We start from the raw sequence: 24788 nt of genomic DNA, 5'->3' as shown, positions 1-24788 counted from the left end.
CGCGGCGGGAACCGTATGATGCACGCCCCCGGTCCGCCGGGGACCACCCGGGAAGGTGGCAGAGCGGTTGAATGTACCTGACTCGAAATCAGGCAGGCGTTTATAGCGCCTCGGGGGTTCGAATCCCCCCCTTCCCGCCAGTCTTTGCAGAAGGCCCCGTCAGGGGCCTTTTGTTTTTTGACGGCCGCGGCCACGTTGCGCCGACATGGCTTTAAGGCCCGCTCGTTACACTTCCTCTCAACTCTCGCCTGGGTATGCCCATGTCCGAAATCCTCGTCCCCGTGTCCTTCGGCGAACTGCTCGACAAGATCGCCATCCTGCAGATCAAGTCCGAGCGCATCGGCGATGCGGCCAAGCTGGCCAACGTGCGCGCGGAGCTGTCGGCGCTGGAAAAGACCTGGATGGCGCATCCGGCCGCCAGCGGCGACGTCGCCCGCCTGCGGCTGGAACTGAAGGCGGTCAACGAGCGCCTGTGGGTGATCGAGGACGAGATCCGGATCAAGGAGAAGGCGCAGGCCTTCGACGAGGAGTTCATCAAGCTCGCGCGCAGCGTGTACTACGAGAACGACGAGCGCGCGCGGATCAAGAAGGAGATCAACCTGGCGCTGGGTTCCAGCTACGTGGAAGAGAAGTCCTACCAGGACTACCGCGGCACGGCGTCCTGAGCGAAACATCCGGGAGGCATTGCCTGCCTCCCGGATCGGTCAGGACGGGCCGGGTATGGGCGGGTCAGGCGCGGGCGACCAGGATGCCGGTCAGCCGCCGCACCAGCGGCAATGCCAGCAGCAGGGTGGGAAAGGCGATCAGCCACGACAACGCCCAGGCGCCCAGCCACAACGAATACACGCCCGGCGCCAGGCCGACCGTGCGCAGGGTGCTGATCATCGAGACCACGCAGGTCATCAGGATCGACAACAACAGCGGCATCACCCAGCCGGCATGGCGGGCGTGCAGCTTGCGCGGGGAAAATCGAGGGAAACGGGACATGATGCGGACTCCGTAAGCCGGTCGGGCAAAGGCGCCACCCGCGCGCGCCGAGGCGCTGGCGGGAAACGGCCCCGGACGAATCCGGCGCGGTTGGCGCGTTGCTTGACGTAAACGCTTACGGCGGCGTCCGCAGACCGAAGCGGTGGCCGACGCGCGCGATCATGGTAAGGCGGCGATCGGCCCGCACACAAGCCGGCTCAGCGGCCGTGGTCGGCACGGTAGCGCTCGAACGCGGCGATCGCGTCGTCCACGCCGATCAGCGCCATCACCGCGTCGAATTCGATCTTGCTGCCCCATTTCAGCTGCGCGGCCGGCTTGCCGAGGAACTTGCGCGCCGCCGCGTCGTACTTGTCCACGCAGTAGCGGATGTCCGAATACGGGCCGCTGCGGCGCGGGTTGCTGGCGGCGTGCAGGCCCAGCACCTTGCTGCCCACGGCGTTGGCGATGTGCATCGGGCCGGAATCGGGGGTCATCACCAGCGCGGCGCGCTGCAGCAGCGCCGGCAATTGCTTGAGCGTGTCGCGGCCGACCAGGTCCAGCAGCGGCGCGCGCGCGGCCGCGACGATGGCGTCGGCGGTGCTGCGCTCCAGCGCGCTGCGCCCGCCGCACAGCACCACCCGCCAGCCCTGCGCGGCGGCATGGTCGGCGACCGCGGCGTAGCGGTCGGCATACCAGTTGCGGCGCACGTGGCTGGAGCAGGGCGAGATCAGCAGCGCCGGACGGCCGTCGTCGGGCCATTGCGCCTGCGCCCAGGCATGCGCGTCCTCGGGGATCGGCAGGTCCCAGCGCACCTCGGTCTGGCGCAGGCCCAGCGGTTCGCAGAAGCTGCCGATCGCGTCGAGCACGTGGATGCCGGGGCGGTCGGGAATGCGTTCGTTGACGAACAGGCCGTGCAGGTCCTTGGAGCGGCTGCGGTCGTAGCCGATGCGGCGGCGCGCGCGCACGAACGCGGACAGCACGTTGGCGCGCAGCGCCACCTGCATCTGCAGCAGCGCATCGAAGCCCTGCGGCGGCAGTTCGCGGCGCAGCGCGCGCATGCCGGCCACGCCGCTGCGCTTGTCGTAGTCGTGGAAGACCACCCTGGGCAGGCCGTCGAGCAGCCTGTGCCCGGCCTTGTCGATGATCCAGTGCAGCGGCGGCGCCTCCGGCCAGGCGCGCTGCAGGGTGCGCACCAGCGGCACCACGTGGGTCACGTCCCCCAGCGCCGACAGGCGCAACAGGCACAGCGAAGGGAGCGTTGCTGCCATGGTGTTGTTAGACTCGCTGAATGGTTGCATTCGACGCCACCGAAGCGCTGACGCCGTACCGCGAGGGCCGCGGCTATGGCGCCATTCTGTTCGACCGCCAACGACTGCGGCAAGCCGAGCCGGCGCTGTTCTCCGCGGCCCATTGGGCCGAGCGCGCGCGTCCGGTGGACGAGGGCGGCCGCGGTGGCGCCTGGTTCGTCGATGCCCCGTTCGGCGCCTGCGTGCTGCGCCAGTACCGGCGTGGCGGCCTGGTCGCCAAGCTCAGCCGCGATCGCTACCTGTGGTCCGGCGCCGACCGCACCCGCAGCTTCGCCGAGTTCCGGCTGATGCGCGCGCTGATCGCACGCAAGCTGCCGGTGCCGCGGCCGCTAGCCGCCTGCTACCTGCGCCAGGGGCTGCGCTACCGCGCCGCGATCCTGATGGAGCGGCTGGAAGGGGTGCGCTCGCTGGCCGATCGCGCGCATGTCGCCGGGCGCGGCGCGCCGTGGGAGGAGACCGGGCGGCTGGTAGCGCGCTTCCATCGCGCCGGGCTGGATCACGCCGATCTCAACGCGCACAACATCCTGTTCGACGGCAATGGCCGCGGCTGGCTGATCGATTTCGACCGCGGCGTGCTGCGCATTCCGGCCACGCGCTGGCGCGAGCGCAACCTCAAGCGCCTGCACCGCTCGCTGCTGAAGCTGCGCGGCGAGCGCAGCGTCGACGAGGTCAACAAGGACTACGCACGCCTGCGCCGCGCCTACGACCTGGCCTGGAACCGGGGCTACTGATGGCCTGGGCGCTGCGCTTCCAGGGCGTCGGCAACGCGTCGGCGGTGCAGCTGGGTTCGCCGATGGCCACCATCGAGCGCGATGGCGCGCCGTGGCTGAGCATCGATTGCGGCGGCGAGGGCCTGAGCGCCTACCAGGCGCACTACGGGGCGATGCCGCAGGCGCTGTTCGTGACCCATGTGCACCTGGACCACGTGGCCGGGTTCGAGCGGCTGTTCGTGGACGCCTATTTCTCGGCGCGGCGCGGCAAGGTGCGGCTGTACGTGCCGGCGCCGGTGCTGCCGCTGCTGCACCGGCGCATCGCCGACTACCCGAACGTGCTGGCCGAAGGCGGCGCCAATTTCTGGGACGCGTTCCAGCTGATCGCGGTCGGCGATGCGTTCTGGCACGACGGGGTGCGGCTGGAAGTGTTCCCGGTACGCCACCACTGGCCGGAAACCGCCTACGGGCTGCGCCTGCAGGGCGCGCTGGTATGGAGCGGCGATACCCGGCCGATCCCGGAAATGCTGAGCCGTTATGCCGGCGACGGCGAGCTGGTGGCGCATGACTGCGGCCTTCACGGCAATCCGTCGCATACTGGCGTGGACGACCTGGAACGGGAATATCCCGCCGAGCTGCTGCAACGCATGATGCTGTACCACTACGCCAGCGCCGAGGATGCCGAGGCCCTGCGCGCGCGCGGCCACCGCGTCGCGCGGCCGGGCGAGTGCGTGGCCCTGGACGCACCGCGCGCGCCGCAGGTGCCGGCGCCATGAGCGCGGTATTGCGCCCGCCGCTGTCGCTGGCGCCTGCCACCCCTGTGGATCGGCTCGGGCGGCCGCTGCGCGACCTGCGCCTGTCGGTGATCGAGGCCTGCAACTTCCGCTGTGGCTACTGCATGCCGGCCGACAAGGTGCCCGACGACTACGGCTTCGATGCGGCCTCGCGGCTGTCGTTCGAGCAGATCGAGACGCTGGTGCGCGCCTTCGTGCGCAACGGCGTCAGCAAGCTGCGCCTGACCGGCGGCGAGCCGCTGCTGCGCCGCGACCTGCCCGAACTGGTGCGGCGGCTGGCGCGCATCCCCGGCCTCGACGACCTGGCCATGACCACCAACGGCTCGCTGCTGGCGCGGCACGCGCAGGCCCTGCGCGAGGCCGGATTGCGCCGGGTCACGGTGAGCCTGGACGCGATCGACGCGGCGACCTTCCGGCGGATGTCCGGCGACCGCGGCGACGTGGCGCAGGTGCTGGCCGGGATCGACGCGGCGGTGGCCGCCGGGCTGGGGCCGGTCAAGATCAATTGCGTGGTCCAGCGCGGCATCAACGACGACCAGGTGCTGCCGCTGCTGGCGCACTTCCGCGGCAGCGGCCACGTGCTGCGTTTCATCGAGTACATGGACGTGGGCACCTGCAACGCCTGGCGCCGCGAACGGGTGGTGCCCTCGGCCGAACTGCGCGAGCGCATCGCCGCGCGCTGGCCGCTGCGCGCGCTGGATCCGCACTATGCCGGCGAAGTCGCCGCGCGCCATGCCTTCGTCGATGGCGGCGGCGAGATCGGCTTCGTCAGCTCGGTCAGCGCGCCGTTCTGCGGCGACTGCCATCGCGCCCGGGTCTCGGCCGACGGCCAGCTCTATACCTGCCTGTTCGCCGCCGCCGGCAGCGACCTGAAGCCGGCGCTGGCCGGCGGCGAGGACGCGCTGGCCGAACGCGTGCAGGCGCTGTGGGCCCAGCGCGGCGATCGCTACAGCGAACTGCGCGGCGATGCGCGCGCGGCGCGCGGCAAGCACGTCGAGATGTTCCTGATCGGTGGATGAGCGGCATGCACGACGACGCCACCACGCAGCGCGTGATCGCGCTGGAACTGAGCCTGCTGGAGGCGTCCGTGCGCGCCTCGGTCGAACGCCTCGACGACCTGCTCGAGGAGGACTTCGTGGAGTTCGGCGCTTCCGGCCGGCGCTTCGGCAAGCGCGAGGTGTTGGCTGCGCTGCCGGGCGCGTCCCCGGTCCGTTACCGGGTCGACGACATGCAGGCGCGCTGGCTGGCGCCGGACCTGCTGCAACTGACCTATCGCAGCGAGCGCGATGGCGACGGCGGCCGGCATGGTGCGTTGCGCAGCTCGCTGTGGCGGTGCCGCGACGATCGCTGGCGGATGCTGTTCCACCAAGGCACGCCGAGCGTCGGCGAGGCCTGAGATTTCGCCGTGGGAGCGGCAGCGCAGCGCATGAAGAAGAACCTGGCCAAGCCGGCGCAGCCGGCGCTGACCCATCTCGACCCGCAGGGATTGCCGACCATGGTCGACGTCTCGGCCAAGACCGTCACCGCGCGCGTCGCCGTGGCCGAGTCGCGGGTGCGCTTTCCCGCCGCGGTGGCCGCGCAATTGCGCGCCGATGCGCTGCGCAGCGCCAAGGGCGGCATCGTCGACACGGCGGTGATCGCCGGCACCATGGCGGTCAAGCGCACCCACGAGCTGATCCCGTTCTGCCATCCGCTGCCGATCGACGGCTGCCGCTTCGCGATCGACTGGGCCTCGGCGCAGGTGCTGCGCATCGAATGCACGGTGCGCACCGTGCACCGCACCGGCGTGGAGATGGAAGCGCTGACCGGCGCCAGCGTGGCCGCGCTGACCGTCTACGACATGTGCAAGGCGCTGACCCACGCGATGACGATCGGCCCGGTGCGGCTGCTCGGCAAGCGCGGCGGCAAGCGCGACGTCGGGAGCGCGGCATGAGCGTGCAGGTCAGCGTGCTGTATTTCGCCAGCCTGCGCGAGGCGGCGGGCATCGAGCGCGAGCAGGTGCACAGCGCGGCCGCCGACCTGCGCGCGCTGTACGCCGAACTGGACGCGCGGCACGGCCTACGCTGGCCGCCGCAACGCCTGCGCGTCGCCGTGGACGGCGCCTTCGCCAGTTGGGACGACGCGCTGCGCGACGGCAGCGAAGTGGTGTTCATCCCGCCGGTCTCGGGAGGCTGATCGATGTCCGCACCGCACCGCTTCCATCTCGCCGACAGCGCCCTGGACATCGCCGCGCTGCGCGCACCGTTGGCGCATGCGCAGGCCGGCGCCTACGCCAGCTTCGAAGGCTGGGTGCGCGACCACAACGACGGCCGCGCGGTCGACGGCCTGCGCTACGAAGCCTATGCCGCGCTGGCCGAGGCCGAAGGCCGGCGCATCGCCGACGAGGCCCTGGCCCGCTTCGACATCCTCGACCTGCGCTGCGTGCACCGCATCGGCGAGCTGGCGATCGGCGACCTGGCGGTGTGGGTGGGCGTGGTCTCGGCGCACCGCGACGCCGCCTTCGGCGCCTGCCGCTACGTCATCGACGAGGTCAAGGCGCGGGTGCCGATCTGGAAGCACGAGCGCTACCGCGAGGGCGATGCGGGTTGGCTGCATCCGGAGGCGTAGGGCCGGCCCGGGATGGTGGGCCATCGGCAGGGACGCCGAGATCGCGTCGACGATGACGTGACGACGAGCCAAGGCGCGTCCGAGCCATGGGCACACGGATCGGCCGAGGCAGCGCTTCTGCGAAGAGATTAGGGTGGCGACCCCGCCGGCTGACCTCGGCGCCCGCGTCGATCGATACCGTTGCTGCCTTCCGGCCCTGGCGGGGTTTTCGACCTAGCGTCGCGAGGGGCCGACGGGGCCACCATAGAGACGAAACCGCGCCAGCGGCGCGGTCTTTCCCTTTGAATCGTTTCGCCGGCGGCGAAGCGACTCTGCGAGGGAAGCGCAATGCGAATCTGGCGGAGAGAGGGGGATTCGAACCCCCGAAGCGCGGTTTAGACGCTTACACACTTTCCAGGCGTGCTCCTTCAACCACTCGGACACCTCTCCGGGCCTGCCGGCGCGAGGTAGCCGACGGCAGGGGCGGGATTCTAGCCGTCGCGAGCGCCGTTAACAAGGCGAATGGCCGGCGGCGCCGGGACTTGCCGCCGTCGCCTGCGCCTGAAGCGCGGAAAAGCGCCGGCCCGCCGCCGTCCGCGCCCGTGGCGACGGGCCGGTCGCGGCTGCCGCTGAACGATCGGCGCGGCGCGGCGTGGCACAATGGCGGTTCAGATGAAGACGGTTGCCTGATGTCCTATCTCGTTCTCGCCCGCAAGTGGCGCCCCAAGCGTTTTGCCGAGCTGGTGGGGCAGGAGCACGTGGTCCGCGCGCTCAGCAATGCGCTGGACAGCGGCCGCGTGCACCACGCGTTCCTGTTCACCGGCACCCGCGGCGTCGGCAAGACCACCATCGCGCGCATCTTCGCCAAGTCGCTGAACTGCGAGCAGGGCACCAGCGCCGACCCGTGCGGGCAGTGCCCGGCGTGCCTGGACATCGACGCCGGCCGCTACATCGACCTGCTGGAGATCGACGCCGCCTCCAACACCGGCGTGGACGACGTCCGCGAGGTGATCGAGAACGCGCAGTACATGCCCTCGCGCGGCAAGTACAAGGTCTACCTGATCGACGAAGTGCACATGCTGTCCAAGGCGGCGTTCAACGCGCTGCTGAAGACGCTGGAAGAGCCGCCGGAGCACGTCAAGTTCCTGCTCGCCACCACCGACCCGCAGAAGCTGCCGGTGACGGTGCTGTCGCGCTGCCTGCAGTTCAACCTCAAGCGCCTGGACGAGGAGCAGATCCAGGGGCAGATGACCAAGATCCTGGCCGCCGAGCAGATCGAGGTCGATGCCTCGGCGATCGTGCAGCTGGCCAAGGCCGCCGACGGCAGCCTGCGCGACGGCCTGTCGCTGCTCGACCAGGCCATCGCCTACGCCGGTGGCGCGCTGCGCGACGACGTGGTGCGGGCGATGCTGGGCACGGTGGACCGCACCCAGGTCGGGGCGATGCTGGAGGCGCTGGCCGATGGCGACGGGCAGCGGTTGCTGCAGGTGGTCGCCGGGCTGGCCGAGTTCTCGCCGGATTGGGGCGGGGTGCTGGAGGCGCTGGCCGAAGCGCTGCACCGGATCCAGGTGCGGCAGCTGGTGCCGGGCGCGGCCGCGGCCGGCCTCGACGGCCTGGACCCGGCGCCGTTCGCCGCACGCCTGCGCCCGGAAATCGTGCAGCTGTGGTACCAGATGGCCTTGAACGGCCGCCGCGACCTGTACCTGGCGCCGAGTCCCCGCGCCGGCTTCGAGATGGCGGTGCTGCGCATGCTGGCGTTCCGCCCGGCAGGCGCGGCGCCGTTGCCGGCCGCTTCGGGCTCGGGCACGACCACGGAAGGGCGCAGCACGGCGGCACCGGTGGCCGCGGCGCCTGCCGCCGCTTCTGCCAGCGTCGCCGCGCCGTCCGTCGCCGCGCCGTCCGCGCCTGCCGCACCGAAGATGGCGCCGGCGCCAGCAGCGGCCGCTGCGGTGCCCGCACCCGCACCCGCGCCTGGCGCAGCGGCGGCAGTGCTGGACCCGCCATGGGAAACCGCCGCGCCTGTCTCCACAGCGACGATGCCGCAGGCCGCGAGCCCGGCGCCGGTCGCGCCGGCACCTGCGCCCGCCGCCGAGCCGGAAATGGCGATGGTGCCGCCGCTGGCCGCCGCCACGACGCGCGCGCCGCACGACACCGGCGCGCCGCGCGTGCTGCACGCCGCCGAGGACTGGCTGGAGCTGGTCGCCGATTGCGGCCTGACCGGACCGTCGCGACAGCTCGCCGCCAACTCGGCCTTCGTCAGCCATGCCGACGGTGTGCTGCGGCTGTCGCTGTCGCCGGGCTTCGAATACCTGCAATCCGAGCGTTCGCTCGGCGAACTGGCCGCGGCCCTGGCCGATGCGCTGGGCAGCCGGCCGAAGATCGTGATCGAAAGCGGCATCGCGGTCGATGCCGAGACCCTGCACGAGCGCTCGCACCGGCAACGCGGCGAGCGCCAGAGCGCGGCCGAGACCGCGTTCCTGCACGACCCGGCGGTGCAAGCGCTGATCCAGCAGCAAGGCGCGCGGGTCGTCCCCGATTCCATCCGCCCTTACCAAGAGTAAACACGCATGCGCGGGAACATCGCCCAATTGATGCAGCAGGCGCAGAAGATGCAGGAGAACCTGCAGCGCGCCCAGGAAGAACTGGCCCAGCTGGAAGTCACCGGCAGCGCCGGCGGCGGCATGGTCAGCGTGACCCTGACCGGCACCAAGGAGTGCCGCAAGGTGCGGATCGATCCGAGCATCCTCTCCGACCAGGAGATGGCCGAGGACCTGATCGCCGCCGCCTTCAACGACGCGTCCAACAAGATCGATGCCGAGTCCAAGTCGCGGATGGGCGCGGCCACGGCCGGCATGCCGATTCCGCCGGGCATGAAGTTGCCGTTCTGAGAGGCCGGGATTCGAGATTCGGGATTGGGGATTCGCAAGGCAAGAGCGAAGCCACTGCTTCTCAATCCCCAATCCCGAATCCCCAATCCCGACTCCCTGCCCATGTCCTCGTTGCTCGAACAACTGATCGACGCGTTCCGCGTGTTGCCCGGCGTCGGCCAGAAGTCGGCGCAGCGCATGGCCTACCACGTGCTCGAACGCGAGCGCGAGGGCGGGCAGCGCTTGGCGGACGTGCTGGCCGCGGCGGTGGAGAAGGTCGGCCACTGCACGCAGTGCCGCGATTTCAGCGAGACCGAACTGTGCGCGATCTGCGCCAGCGCCAGCCGCGACCGCCAGCAGCTGTGCGCGGTGGAGTCGCCGGCCGACCGCCTGGCGATCGAGCATGCCACCGGCTACCGCGGGCTGTATTTCATCCTGCAGGGCCGGCTGTCGCCGCTGGACGGGGTCGGTCCGCGCGAGCTCGGCCTGGACCGGCTCGGGGCGCGGCTGGCGCAGGGCGAGATCGCCGAGCTGATCATCGCCACCAACTCCACCGTCGAGGGCGAGGCCACCGCGCACTACCTGGCGCAGCTAGCGCGCCGGCACGGGGTGCGCCCGAGCCGGCTTGCGCAGGGCCTGCCACTGGGCGGGGAACTGGAATACGTGGACCGCGGCACGCTGTCGCATGCGTTCGGCAGCCGCAACGAGGTGCCGCAGGGCGGCGCAGGCGAGTAGCGGCCTGCGCGGCGGTGCCTGCGCACGGCCGAATTGGGCTATAACGACTGCCCCTTTCCGCCCTGCGACCCGGCCCATGGACACCATCTTCGGCAAGATCATCCGCCGCGAAATTCCCGCCAGCATCGTCTACGAGGATGACGACGTCCTCGGCTTCAAGGACATCGCGCCGCAGGCGCCGGTGCACGTGCTGTTCATTCCCAGGCAGGTGGAGATCCCCACGCTCGACGACCTGACGCCGGAGCAGGCGCCGCTGGTCGGCAAGCTGGTGCTGGCCGCGGCCGCGTACGCGCGCGCGCAGGGCCTGGCCGAGGACGGCTACCGGGTGGTGATGAACTGCCGCGAGCACGCCGGGCAGACCGTGTTCCATCTGCACCTGCACCTGCTGGCCGGGGCGCCGCTGGGCCGTTTCGGCACGCCCTGATCCAGGCACTGGCCGGCGCGGGCGGGCGATCCGCGGCAGCGCTGCCGGCCAAAACGGAAAACGCCGCTTTTCAGCGGCGTTTTCTTGTCCATCATCGCACAACGCTTGCCACCGGCCGGCTTACCACCAGCCGCGGCCCCAGCCCCAGCGCGGGCCCCACGGATCCCACGGGCCCCAGGGGCCGTACGGGTAGGCGGGCACCACGTCGACCTGGCGCACTACCGGCCACAGGTAGACCACGTCGGCATCGATCTTCGCCAGGCGGTAGTCGTACTCGCCGATGCGGGTGCTCTCGTAGCCGGAGACGTGGCCGATGAAGGTCACCTCGCGGCCCGGCTCGAACACCGCCGGGTCGTAGAAGCCGGAGCGGCAGGCGACGAAGCGGCCGTCGCTGGCGTCGGCCGAGTCGCTGTCCGGGCGGCCGCTGGCGTTCAACGGCCGCGACAGCACCTGGAAGCAGGTCTGGCCCTGGCCGGGCTTGGTCTGGATGATCTTGCCGCCCCAGCGCACCGAGGCGCCGACCTGCTGGCCGGCGACCGAGTCGCGCGGGGTGACGGTGGCGAACTGGCCTTGCAGCGGCTTGGGCGCGGTCGCGCAGGCGCCCAGGGCGAGAACGGCCATGACGGGGAACAGCAATCGGATCTTCATCGAAATGCTCCGGTGTGCGGACGGTGCCTGCGCAGGTCGCGCAACAATGAAGCCCTGTCCGAATCCGCGCCAGCGTAGCGCGAATCGGCGAAACGTTGGCTGAGCGAAACCAGCGCCGGATCGGGCCTCACCTGGTGTACACGCTGCGCCCAGTCCAGCGCCGGTTCGTGCGCCTCGCGGGCCAGGCCGAGCCGCGCGTAGCGCCGGCCCAGCCGCCGCCAGGCGCGCAGCAGCGGGTCGCGCTCGCGTTCGCCGCGCGCCAGCAGCCAGGCCATCCAGCCCAGCACCAGCGCGGCGAAGCCGGCGAACAGCGCGACCAGTTGCGCCGGCTCCAGCTTGGCGATGCCCAACTGGCTCAGCAGCCGTTGCTGGCGGCTGGCGTCGAACGACAGCACCAGGTCGTTCCAGCCGCGGCGCAGCCAGTCGCCGACGTCGCGCAGTTGCCAGTTGCCGCCGCCCTGGGTGTCGGCGTCGTTACCGAGGCGGTCTTCCAGGGTGTCGTAGATGCGTTCCGGGGCGACCGCGGCGGTCGGGTCCACGCGCACCCAGCCGCGTTGCGGCAGCCACACCTCGGCCCAGGCATGGGCGTCCATGCGCCGCACCACCCAGTAGCCGCCGAACGGATTGCGGGTGCCGCCGGCATAGCCGGTGACCACGCGCGCGGGGATCCCGGCGCCGCGCATCAGCACCACGAAGGCGGAGCTGAAGTGCTGGCAGAAGCCGGCCTTCTGCTGGAACAGGAATTCGTCGACGCCGTCGCGGCCGGGCAGCGGCGTCGTCAGCGTGTAGGCGAAATCGCGGCGGATCCACTGCAGCGCGCGCGCCACGATCGCCGCATCGTCGTTGCCGGCCTGTTGCCGCCATTGCCGGGCCAGGGCCAGGGTGCGCGGGTTGTAGCCCGGCGGCAGCGCCAATGCGCGTTGCCGCTGCGCGGGCGCCAGCGCGGTCTCGAAGCGCAGCGGCGGCGCCGAGCGCAGGCGCCAGCGGGTCAGCGCGCTGAGCGGGCGCTCGCTGTGCAGGACGTAGTCGGCCGACACGCGGGTGCCGTCCGGCGCCTGCAGCGGCAGGTCCAGCGCGACCAGCTGGCGGCGGTCGGTCGGCTCGACCTCGATCTGGTAGTCCCACGTGGTCACGCCGGGTTGCACCGCCGGCGCCGGCAGGTATTCGTTGCCGCGCTGCGCGCGCCAGGTGCTGCCGTCGAAATCCCACAGCACCGGCCCGCGCCAGTAGCGCTGCGCCGGCGCCGGCACGCGGCCGAAGAACTGCACGCGCAGCGCCGGGGTGTCGTCGGCCATCAGGTCCAGCCACTGGCCCGGACTCATCGAGTCCGCCAGGCCGGGCCGCGCCAGCGCGCGTTCCGGCACGCCCCACAGCGGCGAACCCAGTCGCGGGAACAGCCAGAACGCGGCCAGCGCCAGCGGCAGGCCCAGCGCCAGCAGCCGGCCGACGCCGCGCAGCTGGCCGCGCAACGGGGGGGCGGTGCTGTGCCCTTCCTGGTCGGCCAGGCGCTGCATGCACAGCAGCGCGGCGATCACCGCGGCCAGCCCCAGCAGCATCGTCGCCGGTCCCTGGTCCAGCAGGAACGCGGCGAATGGCGCGAACAGGGCGAAGCCGAGCAGGCTGCGCGCGTCGCGCAGCGTCTTCAGTTCCGACGGCTTGATCGCCAGCATCGCCGCGAGCATGGCGCAGCCGGTGTCGCGGCCGAAGCGCATGCCGACCTGCCAGTAGATCGCCGCCAGCGTCGCCGCCACCAGCAGCAGGCGCAGCGCGGCCGGCAGCGGCCGCCACGCCGAGCTGGCGCCGACCAGCAGCGCCGCCAGCGCGAACACCAGCGCCAGCATCCCCGGCAACTGCAGCAGCAACGGCAGCAGCGCCAGCAGGCCGGCGCCGAGCGCCCAGTGGCGGCTGGCCCTGCTCAGCGCGGGCGAGCGCGGCTCAGCCATGCGGCAGCAGCGCCAAGGCGCGCAGGCACTGGTGCCGGTGTTGCGGGCCGCGGCCCGGGCCCAGCGGCGGCTGTCCCGGCAGCAGCAGGCGATAGCGGCGGCCGTCGCGCTCGGCCTCGTCGACCCAGCGCGCCAGCCGCGCGATGCGGCGCTCGTAGGGCAGCGCCGGCAGCGTGCGCCAGTCCAGCACCACGTCCACGCCGATCGGGCGTTCGTACTCGCGCACCAGCAGGGTGTCGCGGCGCGCCGAGTGCTTCCAGGAGATCGCGCGTCGCGCATCGCCGGGGCGGTACGGGCGCAGTTGCTGCAGTTCCTCGCCCAGCGCGTGCAGGCGGGTCTGGGTCGGGGTGCCGTCGCCGTGCGGCAGCGGCGGCCCATCGCTTTCCGGCTGCGGGTAGACCAGGAGCGGCGTGTCCGGCCAGAACCAGGCCCAGGCGCGCAGCAGGCCCAGCGGCTGGGTGGTGGAAATGCGGATGCGCTGCAGGTCGAGCCAGCCGCGGCGCTCGGTGGGCAGGTCCAGGTCGGCTTCGTTGCCGCCGTCGCCGTGCAGGTCCAGATGGGTGTGGCGGCCGGCATGCGCCACGCGCAGGCCGCGCCGGGGCCGGTTGTCGTCGGCGGCCAGCGCCAGGCGCAGCCGCAGCGGCGTGCCGGCCGCGACCGGCTCGGCCGACAGCGCCTGCAGGCGCAGCCCCGACAGCTGCAGGTGGGCGGCGATCGCGCTGGCCATGGCGGCCGCGCCGAGCAGCATCGCCAGCAGCAGGGCGGGGTTGTTGTTGTAGTTCAGCGCGCCGAGCAGCATCGCGCCGAGCAGCAGCGCCACGAAGCCGCCGAACGGCGTGGGCAGGATGTAGATCCGGCGCCGGTCCAGCCGCACCGGCAGCGCCTCGGGATCGCGCGGCCGCGCCAGCCGTGCCAGCGCCTGCCGCCACTCGCGCAGCCGTGCGCGCATCGGCCTCAGTCCACCGCCACGCTGTGCAGGATCGCCTTGGCCAGCGCTTGCCCGGAGGCCGATTCCTGTTCGGCCACCAGCCGATGCTCGGCCACCGCCACGAACAGCGCCTGCACATCTTCCGGCAGCGCATGCCCGCGGCCGAGCAGCAGCGCATGCGCCTTGGCCGCGCGCAGCAGCGCGATGCCGGCGCGCGGCGACAGGCCCACGCGCACGCCCGGATGCTGGCGGCTGCGCGCGAGCAGCGCCTGCACGTAGCCGACCAGCGCGTCGCTGGCATGGATCTGCTCCACGCTGTGCCGCAGCGTGGCCATGTCGGTATCGCTGAGCAGCGGCCGCGCCTGCGCGATCAGGTCGCGGCGGTCGCTGCCGCTGAGCAGCGCGCGTTCGGACTCGGCACTGGGATAGCCCAGCGCCAACCGCAGCAAAAAACGGTCCAGCTGCGAATCGGGCAGCGGGAAGGTGCCCGACAGGTCCACCGGATTCTGCGTGGCGATGACGAAGAACGGCGCCGGCAGCGGATGCGTGGTGCCGTCCAGCGTCACCTGCTGTTCGGCCATCGCCTCCAGCAGCGCGCTCTGCGTGCGCGGCGGCGCGCGGTTGATCTCGTCGGCGAGCAGCACGTGCGCGAACACCGGTCCGGGATGGAACTGGAACTGGCGCGATTGCGCGTCGTACACCGACACGCCGAGCACGTCGGCCGGCAGCAGGTCGGAGGTGAACTGCACGCGCTGGAAGCTCAGGCCCAGGCTCGCCGCCAGCGCATGCGCCAGCGTGGTCTTGCCCAGGCCGGGCAGATCCTCGATCAATAAATGTCCGCCGGACAGCAGCGCGACAAAGGCCATGCGCACCTGTTGCGGCTTGCCCAGGACCAGCGCATTGACCTGTTGCTGGGCCTGCGCGAGCGCCTCGCGCAGCGTATCGGTTAGCATTTCCGGCAAGCGGGGCGGAGTAGGCATCGCATTCTCGCAACGGGTTTAGGGGAGTCTAAAGGCAATGCAAGGCGAACAACGTGCACGCAACACCTTCATGGTGCTGTGGACGCTGGTCACCGCGGCCAAGTTGCTGGCGGCCGCGCGTCTGCCGTTGTTCGTGGACGAAGCGTTCTACTGGCAGGAAGGCCGGCACCTGGCCGCGGCCTATTCGGATCTGCCCGGGCTGACCGCCTGGCTGGCGCGGCTGGGCGTGGCGCTCGGCGGCGATCACCTGCTGGCGTTGCGCGCGCCGTTCCTGGTGCTGGCGGCGCTGATGCCGTGGCTGATCGCGCGCATCGCCACGCGCTGGTTCGGCGCGGTCGCCGGCTGGCGCGCCGGCAGCCTGACCTTGCTGATGCCGCTGTCGGGCACGCTCGGCATCCTCGCCTTGCCGGACGTGCCGATGGCGCTGGCCACGATCCTGTGCATGGACGCCAGCGCGCGGCTGCTGCGCCAGATCGATGCGATGAGCGCGGTGGAGCTGGCGCTGGGCCTGAGCCTGGGCGCGCTGAGCCATTACCGCTTCGCCGGGGTGATCGGGGTCGGCGCGATCGCGTTGCTGCTGATCCCGCAGGGCCGGCGCATGCTGCGCGATCCGCAGGTGTGGGTGGCGCTGGCGATGGGCATCGTCGCCTGGCTGCCGCTGCTGGCGTGGAATGCCGACAACGGCGAGGCCGGGGTCAAGTTCCAGTTGATCGATCGGCATCCGTGGAGCTTCCAGCCCAGCGGCATCGCCTTCGTGCTGATCCAGGGCCTGCTGGTCACGCCGCTGCTGGCGGTGGCGATGTGGAAGGTGGCGCTGGTGGCCACGCGCGGCGGCGGCAGCGGCGGCGCGCGCGTGCAGTGGCGCTACTTCGGCCTGCTCGGCGGCGTGTCCACGCTGGGCATCTTCCTGCTCGGCTTCTTCACCGATGCCGAGCGGGTCAGTTTCCATTGGCCGTTGCCGGGCTACCTGGCCTTGCTGATCGCCGCGCCGGTGATCCTCCACGGCTGGCCGAAACCGCTGCGCCGCGCGACCTGGCTGCTGACCGGGCTGGGCCTGGTCGGCGCGTTCGGCTACTACCTGGCGGTGTCGGTGCCGTCGGTGCGCGAGCATGCCGCCGGCGACAAGTACTACCCGCGCAACTTCGCCGGCTGGAAGCCGCTGGCCTCGGCGGTGCGCCGCGAGCTGGCGGCGATGCCGCCGGGCACGCAGGTGCTGGCCGACAACTTCAAGGTCGGCGCCGAACTCGGTTTCGAGCTGGGCGATGCCGATATCCAGGTGCTGCCGCATCCGTTGAACGACAAGCATGGGCGCAGCGTGCAACTGCGCCAGTGGGGCCTGCTCAGCGACGGCCGCCGCGACGGGCCGCGCTTGCTGGTGCTGTCGCCCAGCGACATGAAGTACCGGCTGCTGTTGCAGCGCTACCACGCGGTATGCGATCTGGTCGGCCCGCTGCCGCCGCCGAAGGTGGTGTCCAGCGATCACGGCAGCCAGCGCTTCCTGCTGTTCGCGCTGCCGGCGCAGCGCCTGGCCGGGCCATGCACGACGCCGGCGATGGCCTGGTTCAACGCGCCGCAGGTGGGCGACAAGGTGGCGCGCCATTTCGAGGTCTCCGGCTGGGCGTTCAAGGACGGCGTGGGCATCGACCGGGTCGAGGTGCTGCTCGACGGCAAGGTCGCCGCGCAGGCGCGCTACGGCGAGGCCTACGACATCACCGCGTTCTGGAAGATCTCCACCGATCCGGGCCATCCCAATGTCGGCTTCCGCGCCGAACTCGATGCCAGCGGATTGGCGCCGGGCACGCATTGGCTGGGCCTGCGCCTGCATGGCCGCGACGGCAGTGTCGAGGATTGGTGGGAACAGCCGATCGAACTGCGCCGCTGAGATAGGATGGCCCGCCCTCCCTTGTCCGACGCGCAGGACCGCACGCCGCCCATGCCGAGTCTTTCTTCCGCCGCCGACGCGGCGCTGCCGCGGATCGCGGTGCTGGTGCCCTGCCACAACGAAGCGGCCACGATCGGCCGGGTGGTCGCCGAGTTCGCCGCGCATCTGCCGACCGCGAGCGTCCACGTGTTCGACAACAACTCCAGCGACGCCACCATCGAGCGCGCGCGCGCGGCCGGCGCGCAGGTGCGGCAGGTCGCGCTGCAGGGCAAGGGCAACGTGGTGCGGCGGCTGTTCGCCGATGTCGATGCCGACGTGTACGTGCTGGTCGATGGCGACGCGACCTACGACGCGGCGATGGCGCCGGCGCTGGTCGCGCGGTTGCTGCGCGACGGGCTGGACATGGTGGTCGGCGCGCGGCGCAGCGACGAAGCCGCCGCCTACCGCGCCGGCCACCGCTTCGGCAACGTGCTGCTGACCCGCTGCGTGAGCTTCCTGTTCGGGCGCAGCTTCGACGACATGCTGTCCGGCTACCGGGTGTTCTCGCGCCGCTACGTGAAGTCGTTTCCCGCGCATGCCGCCGGCTTCGAGACCGAGACCGAACTGGCGGTGCACGCGCTGCAGCTGCGCATGCCGGTGGCGGAAGTGGCCACCGCCTACGGCGCGCGGCCGCAGGGCTCGCAGAGCAAGCTGCGCACCTGGCACGACGGCACCCGGATCCTGCTGACCATCCTGCGCCTGTTCAAGGCCGAGCGGCCGTTGCTGTTCTTCTCGCTGGGCTTCGGCGCCTGCGTGTTGCTGGCGCTGGGCCTGGCGCTGCCGCTGGTGCTGACCTACCTGCACACCGGCCTGGTGCCGCGCTTCCCGACCGCGATCCTGTGCTCGGCGCTGGTGCTGCTGGGCTTTTTGCTGTTGGCCTGCGGCCTGATCCTGGACACGGTCACGCGCGGCCGGGTCGAGGCCAAGCGCCTGGCCTATCTGGCGATCCCGGCGCTGCCGCTGCGCGCCACCGCTGGCGACGACGCATGAGCGCGGCCATCGCCATGCCGCCGCGCCCGAACCGCCGCCAGCGCCTGCTGCGCGCGCTGGATCGCCGCTTCGCCTTCCACGACCGCGGCAACGTGGTCGCCGCCGGCCTCGCGGTCGCCCTGCTCGGCGGGCTTCTGTCGCTGCTGCTCGGCCAGGACGCCAACTGGGACCTGCGCAACTACCACCTGTACAACGGCTATGCCGCGCTGCACGGGCGCCTGGGCGTGGACCTGGCGCCGGCGCAGCTGCAGAGCTACTTCAATCCGCTGCTGGACATGCTGCACTACGCGCTGATGACCGGCCTGCCGGCGCCGCTGGCGGGCTTCGCGATGGGCGCGCTGCATGCGCTGGCGTTCCTGCTGCTGGCCGGCATCATCTGGGAAGTGCTGGATCCGCGCCTGGACCGCGCGCGGCTGGTGCCGTGGCTGGCCCTGGCCGGCATGTGCAGCGCCGCGTTCCTGTCCGAATTCGCCGGCACCATGGCCGACAACAGCAGCGCGCTGCCGGTGCTGGGCGCGCTGCTGGCCGCGTTGCACGCGCAGCGCCGGCAGCAGGCGGCCGGGCAGGGCGTGGCGGTCGCGTGGTGGGCGCTGGCCGGTATGTTGCTGGGCCTGGCGCTGGCCTGCAAGCTGACCAACGCGCCGTTCGCGCTGGCCCTGGGCGTGGCGGCGCTGGTCGCCGGCGGCCGCGCGCGGCAGCGCATCGGCGGCGCCGCGGTGTTGACCGCGGTCACCGTGCTCGGTTTCGCGGTCCTGGCCGGGCCGTGGCTGCTGGGCGTGTGGAAGACCTTCGGCAATCCGCTGTTCCCGCAGTTCAACAGCCACTTCCTGGCGCCGCTGGCGCAGCCGGTCGCGCTCAGCGATACGCGCTGGCTGCCGCAGGGCTGGCTGCAGTGGCTGACCTGGCCAGTGCAGTTCTCGATCGCGCCGAACCGGGTCAGCGAGGTCGCCCTGCGCCAGATCGTCTGGCCGCTGCTGTACCTGCTCGGCCTGGCCGCGCTGCTGCGGTTCGCGCTGCGCCGGCCACGCCGGCCCGCGGCGGCCGGCGAGGTGGTCGCGCCGGCGTGGCGCGCGCTGCTGGTGTTCTTCGTGGTCGCGTTCCTGGCCTGGCAGGCCACCTTCAGCATCCAGCGCTATCTGGTGGTGCCGGAACTGCTGGCGCCGCTGCTGCTGTGGGTCGGGCTGCGGCGGCTGCTGCCGACGCGGATCGCGGCGCCGGCGGCGCGCTGGACGCTGATCGCCTGCGCGCTGGTCGCCGTGCATGGCTGGGGCGACTGGGGCCACGAGCGCTGGGCGCGCGCGGCGTTCCGGGTGCAGGCGCCGCCGCTGCCGCAGCCGGCGCGCAGCCTGGTGCTGCTGGTCGGCGACGTGCCGCAGTCGTGGCGCATCCCGTTCCTGCCGGCGCAGGCGGCGTATGCGTCGGTGGCGTCCAATTTCCCCGAATCGCCGGCCTATGCCGAGCGCGTGCAGGCGATGCTGGCCGAACGCGGCCAGGGCTATGCGCTGTTGCCGGCGACGGTGGACCGCAACGTCGAGCGGCTGCAGCGGCTCAATGCGCTGGCCGCGCGCCTGGGCCTGGACGGCGGGCCGGACTGCCGACTGATGCGGCGCCTGGCGCGCCGGCCGGTGCGTGCGGCGGTGACCGAGCAGGAGGGGCGCTGCCGGTGGACGCTATTGCCGGAGCGCGCCATCGACATCGCCGCCGGCGACCGCCAGGCGCTGGCGCTGGCCGACCAGCAGCTGGCGCGCTACGGCCTGGCGCTGCAGCCGGGCAGCTGTGCGGTCCACGCATCCTGGGTCGGGCAGGCGCGCTATCCGTACCAGTGGTGCCGGGTAAGCAAGCGCTGAGGCCGCCGGGCTAGGGCAGCACGTAGCCGGCCTCGCGCAGCAGCCCGGCCAGGCCGATCAGCGGCAGCCCGACCAGCGCGGTCGGGTCCTGGCTGTGGATCGCGCTGAACAGGCTGATGCCCAGGCCTTCGCACTTGAAGCTGCCGGCGCAGTCCAGCGGCTGCTCGGCGGCGACGTAGCGGGCGATCTCCCCGGCCTGCAGTACACGGAAGCGCACTTCGGTCAGGTCGCACAGCTGCAGCGCGCGTTCGCCGCGCAGCAGGCACACCGCGGTATGGAAGCGCACGCTGCGTCCGGACATCGCCGCCAGCTGCGCCTGCGCGGCTTCGGCATGGCCGGGCTTGCCCAGCGGCTGGCCGTCGAGCTCGGCGACCTGGTCCGAGCCGATCACCCAGGCATCGGCGGCGCCGGCGGCCACCGCGGCGGCCTTGGCCCGCGCCAGGCGCTGCGCCAGCGCCAGTGGCGCCTCCCCGGGCAGCGGCGTCTCCTCGACCTGCGGGCGCACGCTGTCGAAGGGCAGGCGCAGGCGCTGCAGCAGCGCGCGGCGGTAGGCGGAGGTGGAGGCCAGGATCAGGGGCGGCATGGCGGTCGGGCAGGGGCGGCGGGCTGCCGGGGCCGGCAGTCTGCGGCGCGGCGCACGGCCGGGCAAGCCGGATGGCGGGACGGTTTGACAGCGCCCCCGGCAGTCCTTAACATTCTGCGGCTTATGTCCGCGAACGTGCCCGAACTGTTGGATGCCTGGCGGATGGTCGCAGCGCGCAGGGTCTTCGAAGACCGCCTGCCGCTCTCGGCGATGACCCGTCTGCAAGGCAGCCTGGCCGATACCGAAGGCGAATGCCGCTACACGCTGGAATTCGGCCGCGACGCTGTACTGCAAGTGTCCTACGTCGAACTGACGCTCGAAACCGCGCTGCCGCTGATCTGTCAGCGCAGCCTGCAGCGCTTCCTGCTGCCGGTGTCCAGCGTACAGCGGCTGGGACTGATCCGCAGCGAGGCCGAAGAGGCCGCGCTGCCGCCGGATTACGAGGCCTTGCTGGTGCCGGACGACGGCATGCTGCGGCCCGCCGATCTGGTCGAGGACGAGTTGGTGCTGGCGGTCCCGCTGGTGCCGGTGGCGCCCGGAAGCGAGGCGGTCGAACAGGACTGGCCGGCGACCGAGGAAGAGGTGAGCAAGGCCAACCCGTTCGCGGCGTTGGCGGCGCTGAAGAAACAGTAGCGGTCGGCCCGCCGGCCCGCTGCCTGAGGTTGTTGCCGGACGCGCGCGTCCTGCGCGACGTAATGACGACAGATGTAAACGAACCGAGTTTGGAGCAATCCCATGGCTGTGCAGAAATCCCGTGTCACCCCGTCCCGCCGCGGCCAGCGCCGTTCGCACGACGCCCTCAGCGCCAAGCAGCTGTCGACCGACCCGACCAGCGGCGAGATCCACCTGCGCCACCACATCACCGCCGACGGCTACTACCGCGGCAAGAAGGTGATCGCGACCAAGACCTCGCAGGTCGAAGAAGATTGATCCGTGCCCGTCCATCGCGCCGCGGCGGACGGAGTCACCCATCTTCACAGGCCGCGCCGGCGCGGGCGGCCTGCGTAACAGGCAACAGGAACCAGCATGAGCAAGCGGATCTATTCCAGGATCGCGGGCACCGGCAGCTATTTGCCTGAAAAAGTGTTGACCAACGACGATCTGTCGCACATGGTCGATACCAGCGACGAATGGATCCGCAGCCGCACCGGCATCCGCGAGCGGCACATCGCCGCCGCCGGGCAGACCGCCGGCGACCTGGGCTACGAAGCCGCGCTGAAGGCGATCGAGGCCGCCGGCATCGATGTCGCCGCGCTGGACATGATCGTCGTCGGCACCACCACGCCGGACCTGATCTTCCCGTCCACCGCCTGCCTGATCCAGGCGCGGCTGGGCGCGGTCGGCTGTCCTGCGCTGGACGTCAACGCCGCCTGCTCGGGCTTCGTCTACGCGCTCAGCGTGGCCGACAAGTTCATCCGCTGCGGCGACGCCAAGACCGTGCTGGTGATCGGCACCGAGACCCTCAGCCGCATCGTCGACTGGACCGAGCGCACCACCTGCGTGCTGTTCGGCGACGGCGCCGGCGCGGTGGTCCTGCGCGCCGACGAGGACACCGGCATCCTCAGCACCCACCTGCATGCCGACGGCAGCAAGAAGGAACTGCTGTGGAATCCGGTCGGCATCTCCGCCGGCTTCGACGCCGGCGCCGGCGGCATCCAGATGAAGGGCAGCGAGGTGTTCAAGTACGCGGTCAAGGCGCTGGACGCGGTGGTCGACGAGACCCTGGACGCCAACGGCCTGGGCAAGCACGACCTGGACTGGCTGATCCCGCACCAGGCCAACCTGCGCATCATCGAAGCCACCGCCAAGCGCCTGGAGCTGTCGATGGAGCAGGTGGTGGTGACGGTGGACATCCACGGCAACACCTCGTCCGCCTCGGTGCCGATGGCGCTGGACGTGGCGGTGCGTTCCGGCCGCGTGCAGCGCGGCCAGCTGCTGCTGCTGGAAGCCTTCGGCGGCGGCTTCACCTGGGGCTCGGCGCTGCTGCGCTACTGAGTCCGGGAATCCCCGCGGCATGGCGCCACGCGCGCCATGGCCTGCGGCAGGGTGGGCGCGTCGCGCGCCGCTGCAAATCACCGAACGTTATTACGCATCTGTCCGCACCGTTGGCGCGGATCGCCGCGGCGTTGCGCCGTGCGCGCGAACCGGCGCGCGAGGGCAGGCGTGCCGGGTCGCCGCGTGCTTGCGCACCGCGGTGCCGCGACCCGGTAGGGCGGGCTGGACCGGTGGCGGCGGTCGCTGCGGCCGCCATCGTTCGGCGCCGCACATACGCCCGGGTACAGACGCACGGCCGGTTTCGCCCGTATCATCGCCGCTCGATTTTTGCAGGCGGATGCGCGTGACCGATTCCACACTAGCCTTCGTTTTCCCCGGCCAGGGTTCGCAGTCGCTGGGCATGCTGGCCGAGCTGTCCGAACTGCACCCGCAGCTGCGCGACAGCTTCGTCGAGGCCTCCGACGGCGCCGGCGTCGACCTGTGGGCGCTGACCCAGGGCGGCCCCGAGGAAATGCTCAACCGCACCGAATACACCCAGCCGGCGCTGCTGGCGGCGAGCGTGGCGCTGTGGCGGCTGTGGCTGGCCCAGGGCGGCGCGCGTCCGGCGCTGCTGGCCGGGCACAGCCTGGGCGAGTACAGCGCGCTGGTCGCGGCCGGCGCGCTGTCGCTGCACGACGGCGCGCACCTGGTGCGCCTGCGCGGCCAGCTGATGCAGGACGCGGCCCCGGCCGGCGTCGGCGCGATGGCCGCGGTGATCGGCGCCGAGGACGCGCTGGTCGAGGAGGTCTGCGCGCAGGCCGCCGGCAGCCAGGTGGTGGTCCCGGCCAACTACAACTCCCCCGGCCAGGTGGTGATCGGCGGCGACGCCGCCGCGGTCGACCGCGCGCTGGCGCTGCTGGCCGAGCGCGGCGTGCGCAAGACGGTGAAGCTGGCGGTCAGCGTGCCCTCGCACACGCCGCTGATGCGCGAGGCGGCCAACCGCCTGGCCGAGGCGATGCGCGGCCTGGCCTGGCACGCGCCGCAGCTGCCGGTGGTGCAGAACGTCGACGCCCAGGTGCACGACGGCGTCGATGCGATCCGCCAGGCGCTGGTCGAGCAGCTGTACCTGCCGGTGCGCTGGACCGGCTGCGTGCAGGCGCTGGCCGCGCGCGGCGCCACCCGCGTGGCCGAATGCGGCCCCGGCAAGGTGCTGACCGGGCTGGTCAAGCGCATCGACAAGTCGCTGGACGGGCGCGCCCTGGCGACCCCGGCCGACTTCGCCGGCGCACTGGAAACCTGGGCTGCCTGATCCCGCTGCCGCGCGCGGGCGGGTACGCCCGCGGCGGCCTCCTTTCCCTCGGCGCCTCGCGCGCCGTCCGTCCCCCAAGGAACAGCAGATGAGCAAGCCATTGCAGGGCGAGATCGCCCTGGTCACCGGCGCCAGCCGCGGCATCGGCGCGGCCATCGCCGACACGCTGGCCGCGCAGGGCGCCACCGTCGTCGGCACCGCGACCTCCGCCTCGGGCGCGCAGGCGATCGGCGAGCGCCTGGCCGCCCACGGCGGCCACGGCCGCGCGCTGGACGTCACCGACCCGGCCGCGGTCGAGGCGCTGATCGAGACGATCGGCAAGGACTTCGGCGCGGTCTCGATCCTGGTCAACAACGCCGGCATCACCCGCGACAACCTGTTGATGCGGATGAAGGAAGAGGACTGGCAGGCGATCATCGACACCAACCTGACCAGCGTGTTCCGCACCTCCAAGGCGGTGCTGCGCGGCATGATGAAGGCGCGCAAGGGCCGCATCGTCAACATCGCCTCGGTGGTCGGCGTGACCGGCAACCCGGGCCAGGCCAACTACGCCGCGGCCAAGGCCGGCATCATCGCCTTCTCCAAGTCGATGGCCAAGGAAATCGGCTCGCGCGGCATCACCGTCAACGTGGTCGCGCCGGGCTTCATCGACACCGACATGACCAAGGCCCTGCCCGAGGCGCAGCGCGCCGCGCTGCTGGAGCAGATCGCGCTGGGCCAGCTCGGCCAGCCGTCCGACATCGCCAACGCGGTGGCGTTCCTGGTCGGCCCCGGGGCCGGCTACATCACCGGAGAGACCCTGCATGTGAACGGCGGGATGTACATGCCGTAAGCCTGCGGCGCAAGGACTGCGCCTAAGTGGCTGATCGGCAGGCGTTTGTGCAGCGATGCAAGGGCCGGGCGGTTTCCACTACACTATCCAACGCGGCCATCGCAGCCCGATGGCGTTTCGAACCACCACTACTCCATCTGGAGCGATATCCCAATGAGCACCATCGAAGAACGCGTCAAGAAAATCGTCGTCGAACAACTCGGCGTCAAGGAAGAAGAAGTCACCAACAGCGCATCGTTCGTCGATGACCTCGGTGCCGACTCGCTGGACACCGTCGAGCTGGTGATGGCGCTGGAAGAAGAGTTCGAGTGCGAGATTCCGGACGAAGAAGCCGAGAAGATCACCTCGGTGCAGCAGGCCATCGACTACGTCAAGGCGCACGTCAAGAGCTGATGCTCCGTTCTCGATCGCGATCGGCGCCTGCGTGGGTCCGGTCCGCGTGAC

28 protein-coding genes, 2 tRNA genes and 1 other RNA gene are annotated in these 24788 nt (G+C 71.6%); 22 read left to right on the top strand and 9 right to left on the bottom strand.

The features are described 5' to 3' along the window. Positions 1 to 49 precede the first annotated feature (49 nt). Positions 50 to 140, top strand: a tRNA-Ser gene (locus tag AB3X10_RS17135). Between the two features lie 120 nt (positions 141 to 260). Further along, positions 261 to 665, top strand: a complete 405-nt coding sequence (locus AB3X10_RS17130) for a DUF6165 family protein (RefSeq protein WP_369976587.1) — start codon at positions 261 to 263, stop codon at positions 663 to 665. Between the two features lie 64 nt (positions 666 to 729). On the opposite strand, the gene AB3X10_RS17125 is transcribed toward AB3X10_RS17130, so the two are convergent. Then, complete coding sequence (locus AB3X10_RS17125) at positions 730 to 987, bottom strand: DUF2798 domain-containing protein (protein ID WP_369976586.1); 258 nt, start codon at positions 985 to 987, stop codon at positions 730 to 732. A gap of 197 nt (positions 988 to 1184) precedes the next feature. Beyond that, positions 1185 to 2234 (bottom strand): glycosyltransferase family 9 protein, encoded by a 1050-nt coding sequence (locus tag AB3X10_RS17120; RefSeq protein ID WP_369976584.1) that lies wholly within the window; start codon positions 2232 to 2234, stop codon positions 1185 to 1187. Positions 2235 to 2254: 20 nt separating this feature from the next. On the opposite strand from AB3X10_RS17120, the gene AB3X10_RS17115 reads away from it, so the two are divergent. The 7 genes from AB3X10_RS17115 to AB3X10_RS17085 are packed head-to-tail and all read left to right on the top strand — an operon-like array spanning position 2255 to position 6384. Next, positions 2255 to 3004, top strand: coding sequence for a 3-deoxy-D-manno-octulosonic acid kinase (locus AB3X10_RS17115; RefSeq protein ID WP_228320591.1), 750 nt, complete (start codon positions 2255 to 2257; stop codon positions 3002 to 3004). After that, positions 3004 to 3759: an MBL fold metallo-hydrolase gene (locus AB3X10_RS17110; protein ID WP_369976582.1), complete on the top strand. Its 756-nt coding sequence runs from the start codon at positions 3004 to 3006 to the stop codon at positions 3757 to 3759. Before AB3X10_RS17115 ends, AB3X10_RS17110 begins: the two co-directional genes overlap by 1 nt. Further along, positions 3756 to 4796, top strand: coding sequence for a GTP 3',8-cyclase MoaA (gene moaA, locus AB3X10_RS17105; RefSeq protein ID WP_369976581.1), 1041 nt, complete (start codon positions 3756 to 3758; stop codon positions 4794 to 4796). The genes AB3X10_RS17110 and moaA overlap by 4 nt, the downstream gene beginning before the upstream one ends. A 5-nt stretch (positions 4797 to 4801) precedes the next feature. Continuing rightward, the gene (locus AB3X10_RS17100) at positions 4802 to 5173 is read left to right on the top strand and encodes a DUF4440 domain-containing protein (RefSeq protein ID WP_369976579.1); all 372 of its coding nucleotides are present in this window, start codon (positions 4802 to 4804) and stop codon (positions 5171 to 5173) included. 30 nt (positions 5174 to 5203) lie between these two features. Next, on the top strand, positions 5204 to 5710 hold the full coding sequence (gene moaC, locus AB3X10_RS17095; RefSeq protein WP_369976577.1) for a cyclic pyranopterin monophosphate synthase MoaC: 507 nt from the start codon (positions 5204 to 5206) through the stop codon (positions 5708 to 5710). Continuing rightward, positions 5707 to 5952 (top strand): MoaD/ThiS family protein, encoded by a 246-nt coding sequence (locus AB3X10_RS17090; RefSeq protein ID WP_369976575.1) that lies wholly within the window; start codon positions 5707 to 5709, stop codon positions 5950 to 5952. Before moaC ends, AB3X10_RS17090 begins: the two co-directional genes overlap by 4 nt. A gap of 3 nt (positions 5953 to 5955) precedes the next feature. Continuing rightward, positions 5956 to 6384, top strand: a complete 429-nt coding sequence (locus AB3X10_RS17085) for a molybdenum cofactor biosynthesis protein MoaE (protein WP_369976574.1) — start codon at positions 5956 to 5958, stop codon at positions 6382 to 6384. Positions 6385 to 6523: 139 nt separating this feature from the next. Here the strand turns inward: AB3X10_RS17085 and ffs are convergent. Beyond that, an RNA gene (gene ffs, locus AB3X10_RS17080) (signal recognition particle sRNA small type) lies at positions 6524 to 6620 on the bottom strand. A 100-nt stretch (positions 6621 to 6720) separates the two neighbouring features. Further along, positions 6721 to 6813, bottom strand: a tRNA-Ser gene (locus AB3X10_RS17075). A gap of 239 nt (positions 6814 to 7052) precedes the next feature. Here AB3X10_RS17075 and dnaX point away from each other — a divergent pair. The 4 genes from dnaX (at position 7053) to AB3X10_RS17055 (ending at position 10389) form a co-directional block, all read left to right on the top strand. Further along, positions 7053 to 8924 (top strand): DNA polymerase III subunit gamma/tau, encoded by a 1872-nt coding sequence (gene dnaX, locus AB3X10_RS17070; protein ID WP_369976573.1) that lies wholly within the window; start codon positions 7053 to 7055, stop codon positions 8922 to 8924. A 6-nt stretch (positions 8925 to 8930) separates the two neighbouring features. Beyond that, positions 8931 to 9251 (top strand): YbaB/EbfC family nucleoid-associated protein, encoded by a 321-nt coding sequence (locus AB3X10_RS17065; RefSeq protein WP_145701549.1) that lies wholly within the window; start codon positions 8931 to 8933, stop codon positions 9249 to 9251. Positions 9252 to 9353: 102 nt separating this feature from the next. Next, complete coding sequence (recR, locus tag AB3X10_RS17060) at positions 9354 to 9965, top strand: recombination mediator RecR (RefSeq protein WP_369976571.1); 612 nt, start codon at positions 9354 to 9356, stop codon at positions 9963 to 9965. 76 nt (positions 9966 to 10041) lie between these two features. Next, entirely contained in the window at positions 10042 to 10389 is a 348-nt protein-coding gene (locus AB3X10_RS17055) for a histidine triad nucleotide-binding protein (protein WP_369976569.1), read from the top strand. A gap of 120 nt (positions 10390 to 10509) precedes the next feature. Here the strand turns inward: AB3X10_RS17055 and AB3X10_RS17050 are convergent, their stop codons facing one another. From AB3X10_RS17050 to AB3X10_RS17035, 4 genes are read right to left on the bottom strand one after another with little or no spacing between them, the layout of a single operon-like run. After that, a complete protein-coding gene (locus AB3X10_RS17050) occupies positions 10510 to 11037 on the bottom strand; it encodes a Slp family lipoprotein (RefSeq protein WP_369976567.1) in 528 nt (175 codons plus the stop codon). Then, positions 11034 to 12980, bottom strand: coding sequence for a transglutaminase TgpA family protein (locus AB3X10_RS17045; protein ID WP_369976565.1), 1947 nt, complete (start codon positions 12978 to 12980; stop codon positions 11034 to 11036). The genes AB3X10_RS17050 and AB3X10_RS17045 overlap by 4 nt, the downstream gene beginning before the upstream one ends. Continuing rightward, positions 12973 to 13929 (bottom strand): DUF58 domain-containing protein, encoded by a 957-nt coding sequence (locus AB3X10_RS17040; RefSeq protein ID WP_369976563.1) that lies wholly within the window; start codon positions 13927 to 13929, stop codon positions 12973 to 12975. Before AB3X10_RS17040 ends, AB3X10_RS17045 begins: the two co-directional genes overlap by 8 nt. A 5-nt stretch (positions 13930 to 13934) precedes the next feature. Next, positions 13935 to 14888, bottom strand: coding sequence for an AAA family ATPase (locus AB3X10_RS17035; RefSeq protein ID WP_369976561.1), 954 nt, complete (start codon positions 14886 to 14888; stop codon positions 13935 to 13937). Between the two features lie 37 nt (positions 14889 to 14925). On the opposite strand from AB3X10_RS17035, the gene AB3X10_RS17030 reads away from it, so the two are divergent. The 3 genes from AB3X10_RS17030 to AB3X10_RS17020 are packed head-to-tail and all read left to right on the top strand — an operon-like array spanning position 14926 to position 19646. After that, positions 14926 to 16770, top strand: coding sequence for an ArnT family glycosyltransferase (locus AB3X10_RS17030; protein WP_369976559.1), 1845 nt, complete (start codon positions 14926 to 14928; stop codon positions 16768 to 16770). A 51-nt stretch (positions 16771 to 16821) separates the two neighbouring features. Continuing rightward, on the top strand, positions 16822 to 17799 hold the full coding sequence (locus AB3X10_RS17025) for a glycosyltransferase family 2 protein (RefSeq protein WP_369981877.1): 978 nt from the start codon (positions 16822 to 16824) through the stop codon (positions 17797 to 17799). Next, positions 17796 to 19646 carry a hypothetical protein gene (locus AB3X10_RS17020; protein WP_369976557.1) on the top strand — a complete coding sequence of 617 codons (1851 nt, stop codon included), beginning with the start codon at positions 17796 to 17798 and terminating at the stop codon, positions 19644 to 19646. Before AB3X10_RS17025 ends, AB3X10_RS17020 begins: the two co-directional genes overlap by 4 nt. Before the next feature lie 10 nt (positions 19647 to 19656). Here the strand turns inward: AB3X10_RS17020 and AB3X10_RS17015 are convergent, their stop codons facing one another. Then, positions 19657 to 20229 (bottom strand): Maf family nucleotide pyrophosphatase, encoded by a 573-nt coding sequence (locus tag AB3X10_RS17015; protein WP_369976556.1) that lies wholly within the window; start codon positions 20227 to 20229, stop codon positions 19657 to 19659. 123 nt (positions 20230 to 20352) lie between these two features. Here AB3X10_RS17015 and AB3X10_RS17010 point away from each other — a divergent pair, with 123 nt between their 5' ends. The 6 genes from AB3X10_RS17010 to acpP all read left to right on the top strand — a co-directional run bounded on the left by AB3X10_RS17010 (position 20353) and on the right by acpP (position 24737). Further along, positions 20353 to 20862, top strand: a complete 510-nt coding sequence (locus AB3X10_RS17010) for a YceD family protein (RefSeq protein ID WP_145701821.1) — start codon at positions 20353 to 20355, stop codon at positions 20860 to 20862. A 102-nt stretch (positions 20863 to 20964) separates the two neighbouring features. Beyond that, on the top strand, positions 20965 to 21159 hold the full coding sequence (rpmF, locus tag AB3X10_RS17005) for a 50S ribosomal protein L32 (protein ID WP_009608206.1): 195 nt from the start codon (positions 20965 to 20967) through the stop codon (positions 21157 to 21159). A 96-nt stretch (positions 21160 to 21255) separates the two neighbouring features. Further along, on the top strand, positions 21256 to 22224 hold the full coding sequence (locus tag AB3X10_RS17000) for a beta-ketoacyl-ACP synthase III (RefSeq protein WP_145701528.1): 969 nt from the start codon (positions 21256 to 21258) through the stop codon (positions 22222 to 22224). Between the two features lie 343 nt (positions 22225 to 22567). Next, a complete protein-coding gene (fabD, locus tag AB3X10_RS16995; RefSeq protein WP_369976555.1) occupies positions 22568 to 23512 on the top strand; it encodes an ACP S-malonyltransferase in 945 nt (314 codons plus the stop codon). 88 nt (positions 23513 to 23600) lie between these two features. Next, positions 23601 to 24344: a 3-oxoacyl-ACP reductase FabG gene (gene fabG / locus AB3X10_RS16990; RefSeq protein WP_369976554.1), complete on the top strand. Its 744-nt coding sequence runs from the start codon at positions 23601 to 23603 to the stop codon at positions 24342 to 24344. Between the two features lie 153 nt (positions 24345 to 24497). Further along, on the top strand, positions 24498 to 24737 hold the full coding sequence (gene acpP, locus AB3X10_RS16985) for an acyl carrier protein (protein WP_046981398.1): 240 nt from the start codon (positions 24498 to 24500) through the stop codon (positions 24735 to 24737). The last annotated feature ends 51 nt before the right edge of the window (positions 24738 to 24788 follow it).

The organism is Xanthomonas sp. DAR 80977 (assembly GCF_041240605.1).
Lineage (GTDB): Bacteria > Pseudomonadota > Gammaproteobacteria > Xanthomonadales > Xanthomonadaceae > Xanthomonas_A > Xanthomonas_A bundabergensis.
This window is presented reverse-complemented; position numbering and strand designations above follow the sequence as displayed.

Excerpts from the sequence above, each read along its gene's own strand:
- AB3X10_RS17100 (WP_369976579.1), top strand. The coding sequence starts at position 4,802 with ATGCACGACGACGCCACCACGCAGCGCGTGATCGCGCTGGAACTGAGC.
- AB3X10_RS17130 (WP_369976587.1), top strand. The coding sequence starts at position 261 with ATGTCCGAAATCCTCGTCCCCGTGTCCTTCGGCGAACTGCTCGACAAG.
- AB3X10_RS17125 (WP_369976586.1), bottom strand. The coding sequence starts at position 987 with ATGTCCCGTTTCCCTCGATTTTCCCCGCGCAAGCTGCACGCCCGCCAT.
- AB3X10_RS17015 (WP_369976556.1), bottom strand. The coding sequence starts at position 20,229 with ATGCCGCCCCTGATCCTGGCCTCCACCTCCGCCTACCGCCGCGCGCTG.
- moaC (WP_369976577.1), top strand. The coding sequence starts at position 5,204 with ATGAAGAAGAACCTGGCCAAGCCGGCGCAGCCGGCGCTGACCCATCTC.
- moaA (WP_369976581.1), top strand. The coding sequence starts at position 3,756 with ATGAGCGCGGTATTGCGCCCGCCGCTGTCGCTGGCGCCTGCCACCCCT.
- AB3X10_RS17090 (WP_369976575.1), top strand. The coding sequence starts at position 5,707 with ATGAGCGTGCAGGTCAGCGTGCTGTATTTCGCCAGCCTGCGCGAGGCG.
- AB3X10_RS17000 (WP_145701528.1), top strand. The coding sequence starts at position 21,256 with ATGAGCAAGCGGATCTATTCCAGGATCGCGGGCACCGGCAGCTATTTG.
- AB3X10_RS17045 (WP_369976565.1), bottom strand. The coding sequence starts at position 12,980 with ATGGCTGAGCCGCGCTCGCCCGCGCTGAGCAGGGCCAGCCGCCACTGG.
- AB3X10_RS17010 (WP_145701821.1), top strand. The coding sequence starts at position 20,353 with ATGTCCGCGAACGTGCCCGAACTGTTGGATGCCTGGCGGATGGTCGCA.
- AB3X10_RS17025 (WP_369981877.1), top strand. The coding sequence starts at position 16,822 with ATGCCGAGTCTTTCTTCCGCCGCCGACGCGGCGCTGCCGCGGATCGCG.
- AB3X10_RS17055 (WP_369976569.1), top strand. The coding sequence starts at position 10,042 with ATGGACACCATCTTCGGCAAGATCATCCGCCGCGAAATTCCCGCCAGC.
- recR (WP_369976571.1), top strand. The coding sequence starts at position 9,354 with ATGTCCTCGTTGCTCGAACAACTGATCGACGCGTTCCGCGTGTTGCCC.
- AB3X10_RS17020 (WP_369976557.1), top strand. The coding sequence starts at position 17,796 with ATGAGCGCGGCCATCGCCATGCCGCCGCGCCCGAACCGCCGCCAGCGC.
- dnaX (WP_369976573.1), top strand. The coding sequence starts at position 7,053 with ATGTCCTATCTCGTTCTCGCCCGCAAGTGGCGCCCCAAGCGTTTTGCC.
- AB3X10_RS17065 (WP_145701549.1), top strand. The coding sequence starts at position 8,931 with ATGCGCGGGAACATCGCCCAATTGATGCAGCAGGCGCAGAAGATGCAG.
- rpmF (WP_009608206.1), top strand. The coding sequence starts at position 20,965 with ATGGCTGTGCAGAAATCCCGTGTCACCCCGTCCCGCCGCGGCCAGCGC.
- fabG (WP_369976554.1), top strand. The coding sequence starts at position 23,601 with ATGAGCAAGCCATTGCAGGGCGAGATCGCCCTGGTCACCGGCGCCAGC.
- acpP (WP_046981398.1), top strand. The coding sequence starts at position 24,498 with ATGAGCACCATCGAAGAACGCGTCAAGAAAATCGTCGTCGAACAACTC.
- AB3X10_RS17035 (WP_369976561.1), bottom strand. The coding sequence starts at position 14,888 with ATGCCTACTCCGCCCCGCTTGCCGGAAATGCTAACCGATACGCTGCGC.
- AB3X10_RS17050 (WP_369976567.1), bottom strand. The coding sequence starts at position 11,037 with ATGAAGATCCGATTGCTGTTCCCCGTCATGGCCGTTCTCGCCCTGGGC.
- AB3X10_RS17040 (WP_369976563.1), bottom strand. The coding sequence starts at position 13,929 with ATGCGCGCACGGCTGCGCGAGTGGCGGCAGGCGCTGGCACGGCTGGCG.
- AB3X10_RS17085 (WP_369976574.1), top strand. The coding sequence starts at position 5,956 with ATGTCCGCACCGCACCGCTTCCATCTCGCCGACAGCGCCCTGGACATC.
- AB3X10_RS17115 (WP_228320591.1), top strand. The coding sequence starts at position 2,255 with ATGGTTGCATTCGACGCCACCGAAGCGCTGACGCCGTACCGCGAGGGC.
- AB3X10_RS17030 (WP_369976559.1), top strand. The coding sequence starts at position 14,926 with ATGCAAGGCGAACAACGTGCACGCAACACCTTCATGGTGCTGTGGACG.
- AB3X10_RS17120 (WP_369976584.1), bottom strand. The coding sequence starts at position 2,234 with ATGGCAGCAACGCTCCCTTCGCTGTGCCTGTTGCGCCTGTCGGCGCTG.
- AB3X10_RS17110 (WP_369976582.1), top strand. The coding sequence starts at position 3,004 with ATGGCCTGGGCGCTGCGCTTCCAGGGCGTCGGCAACGCGTCGGCGGTG.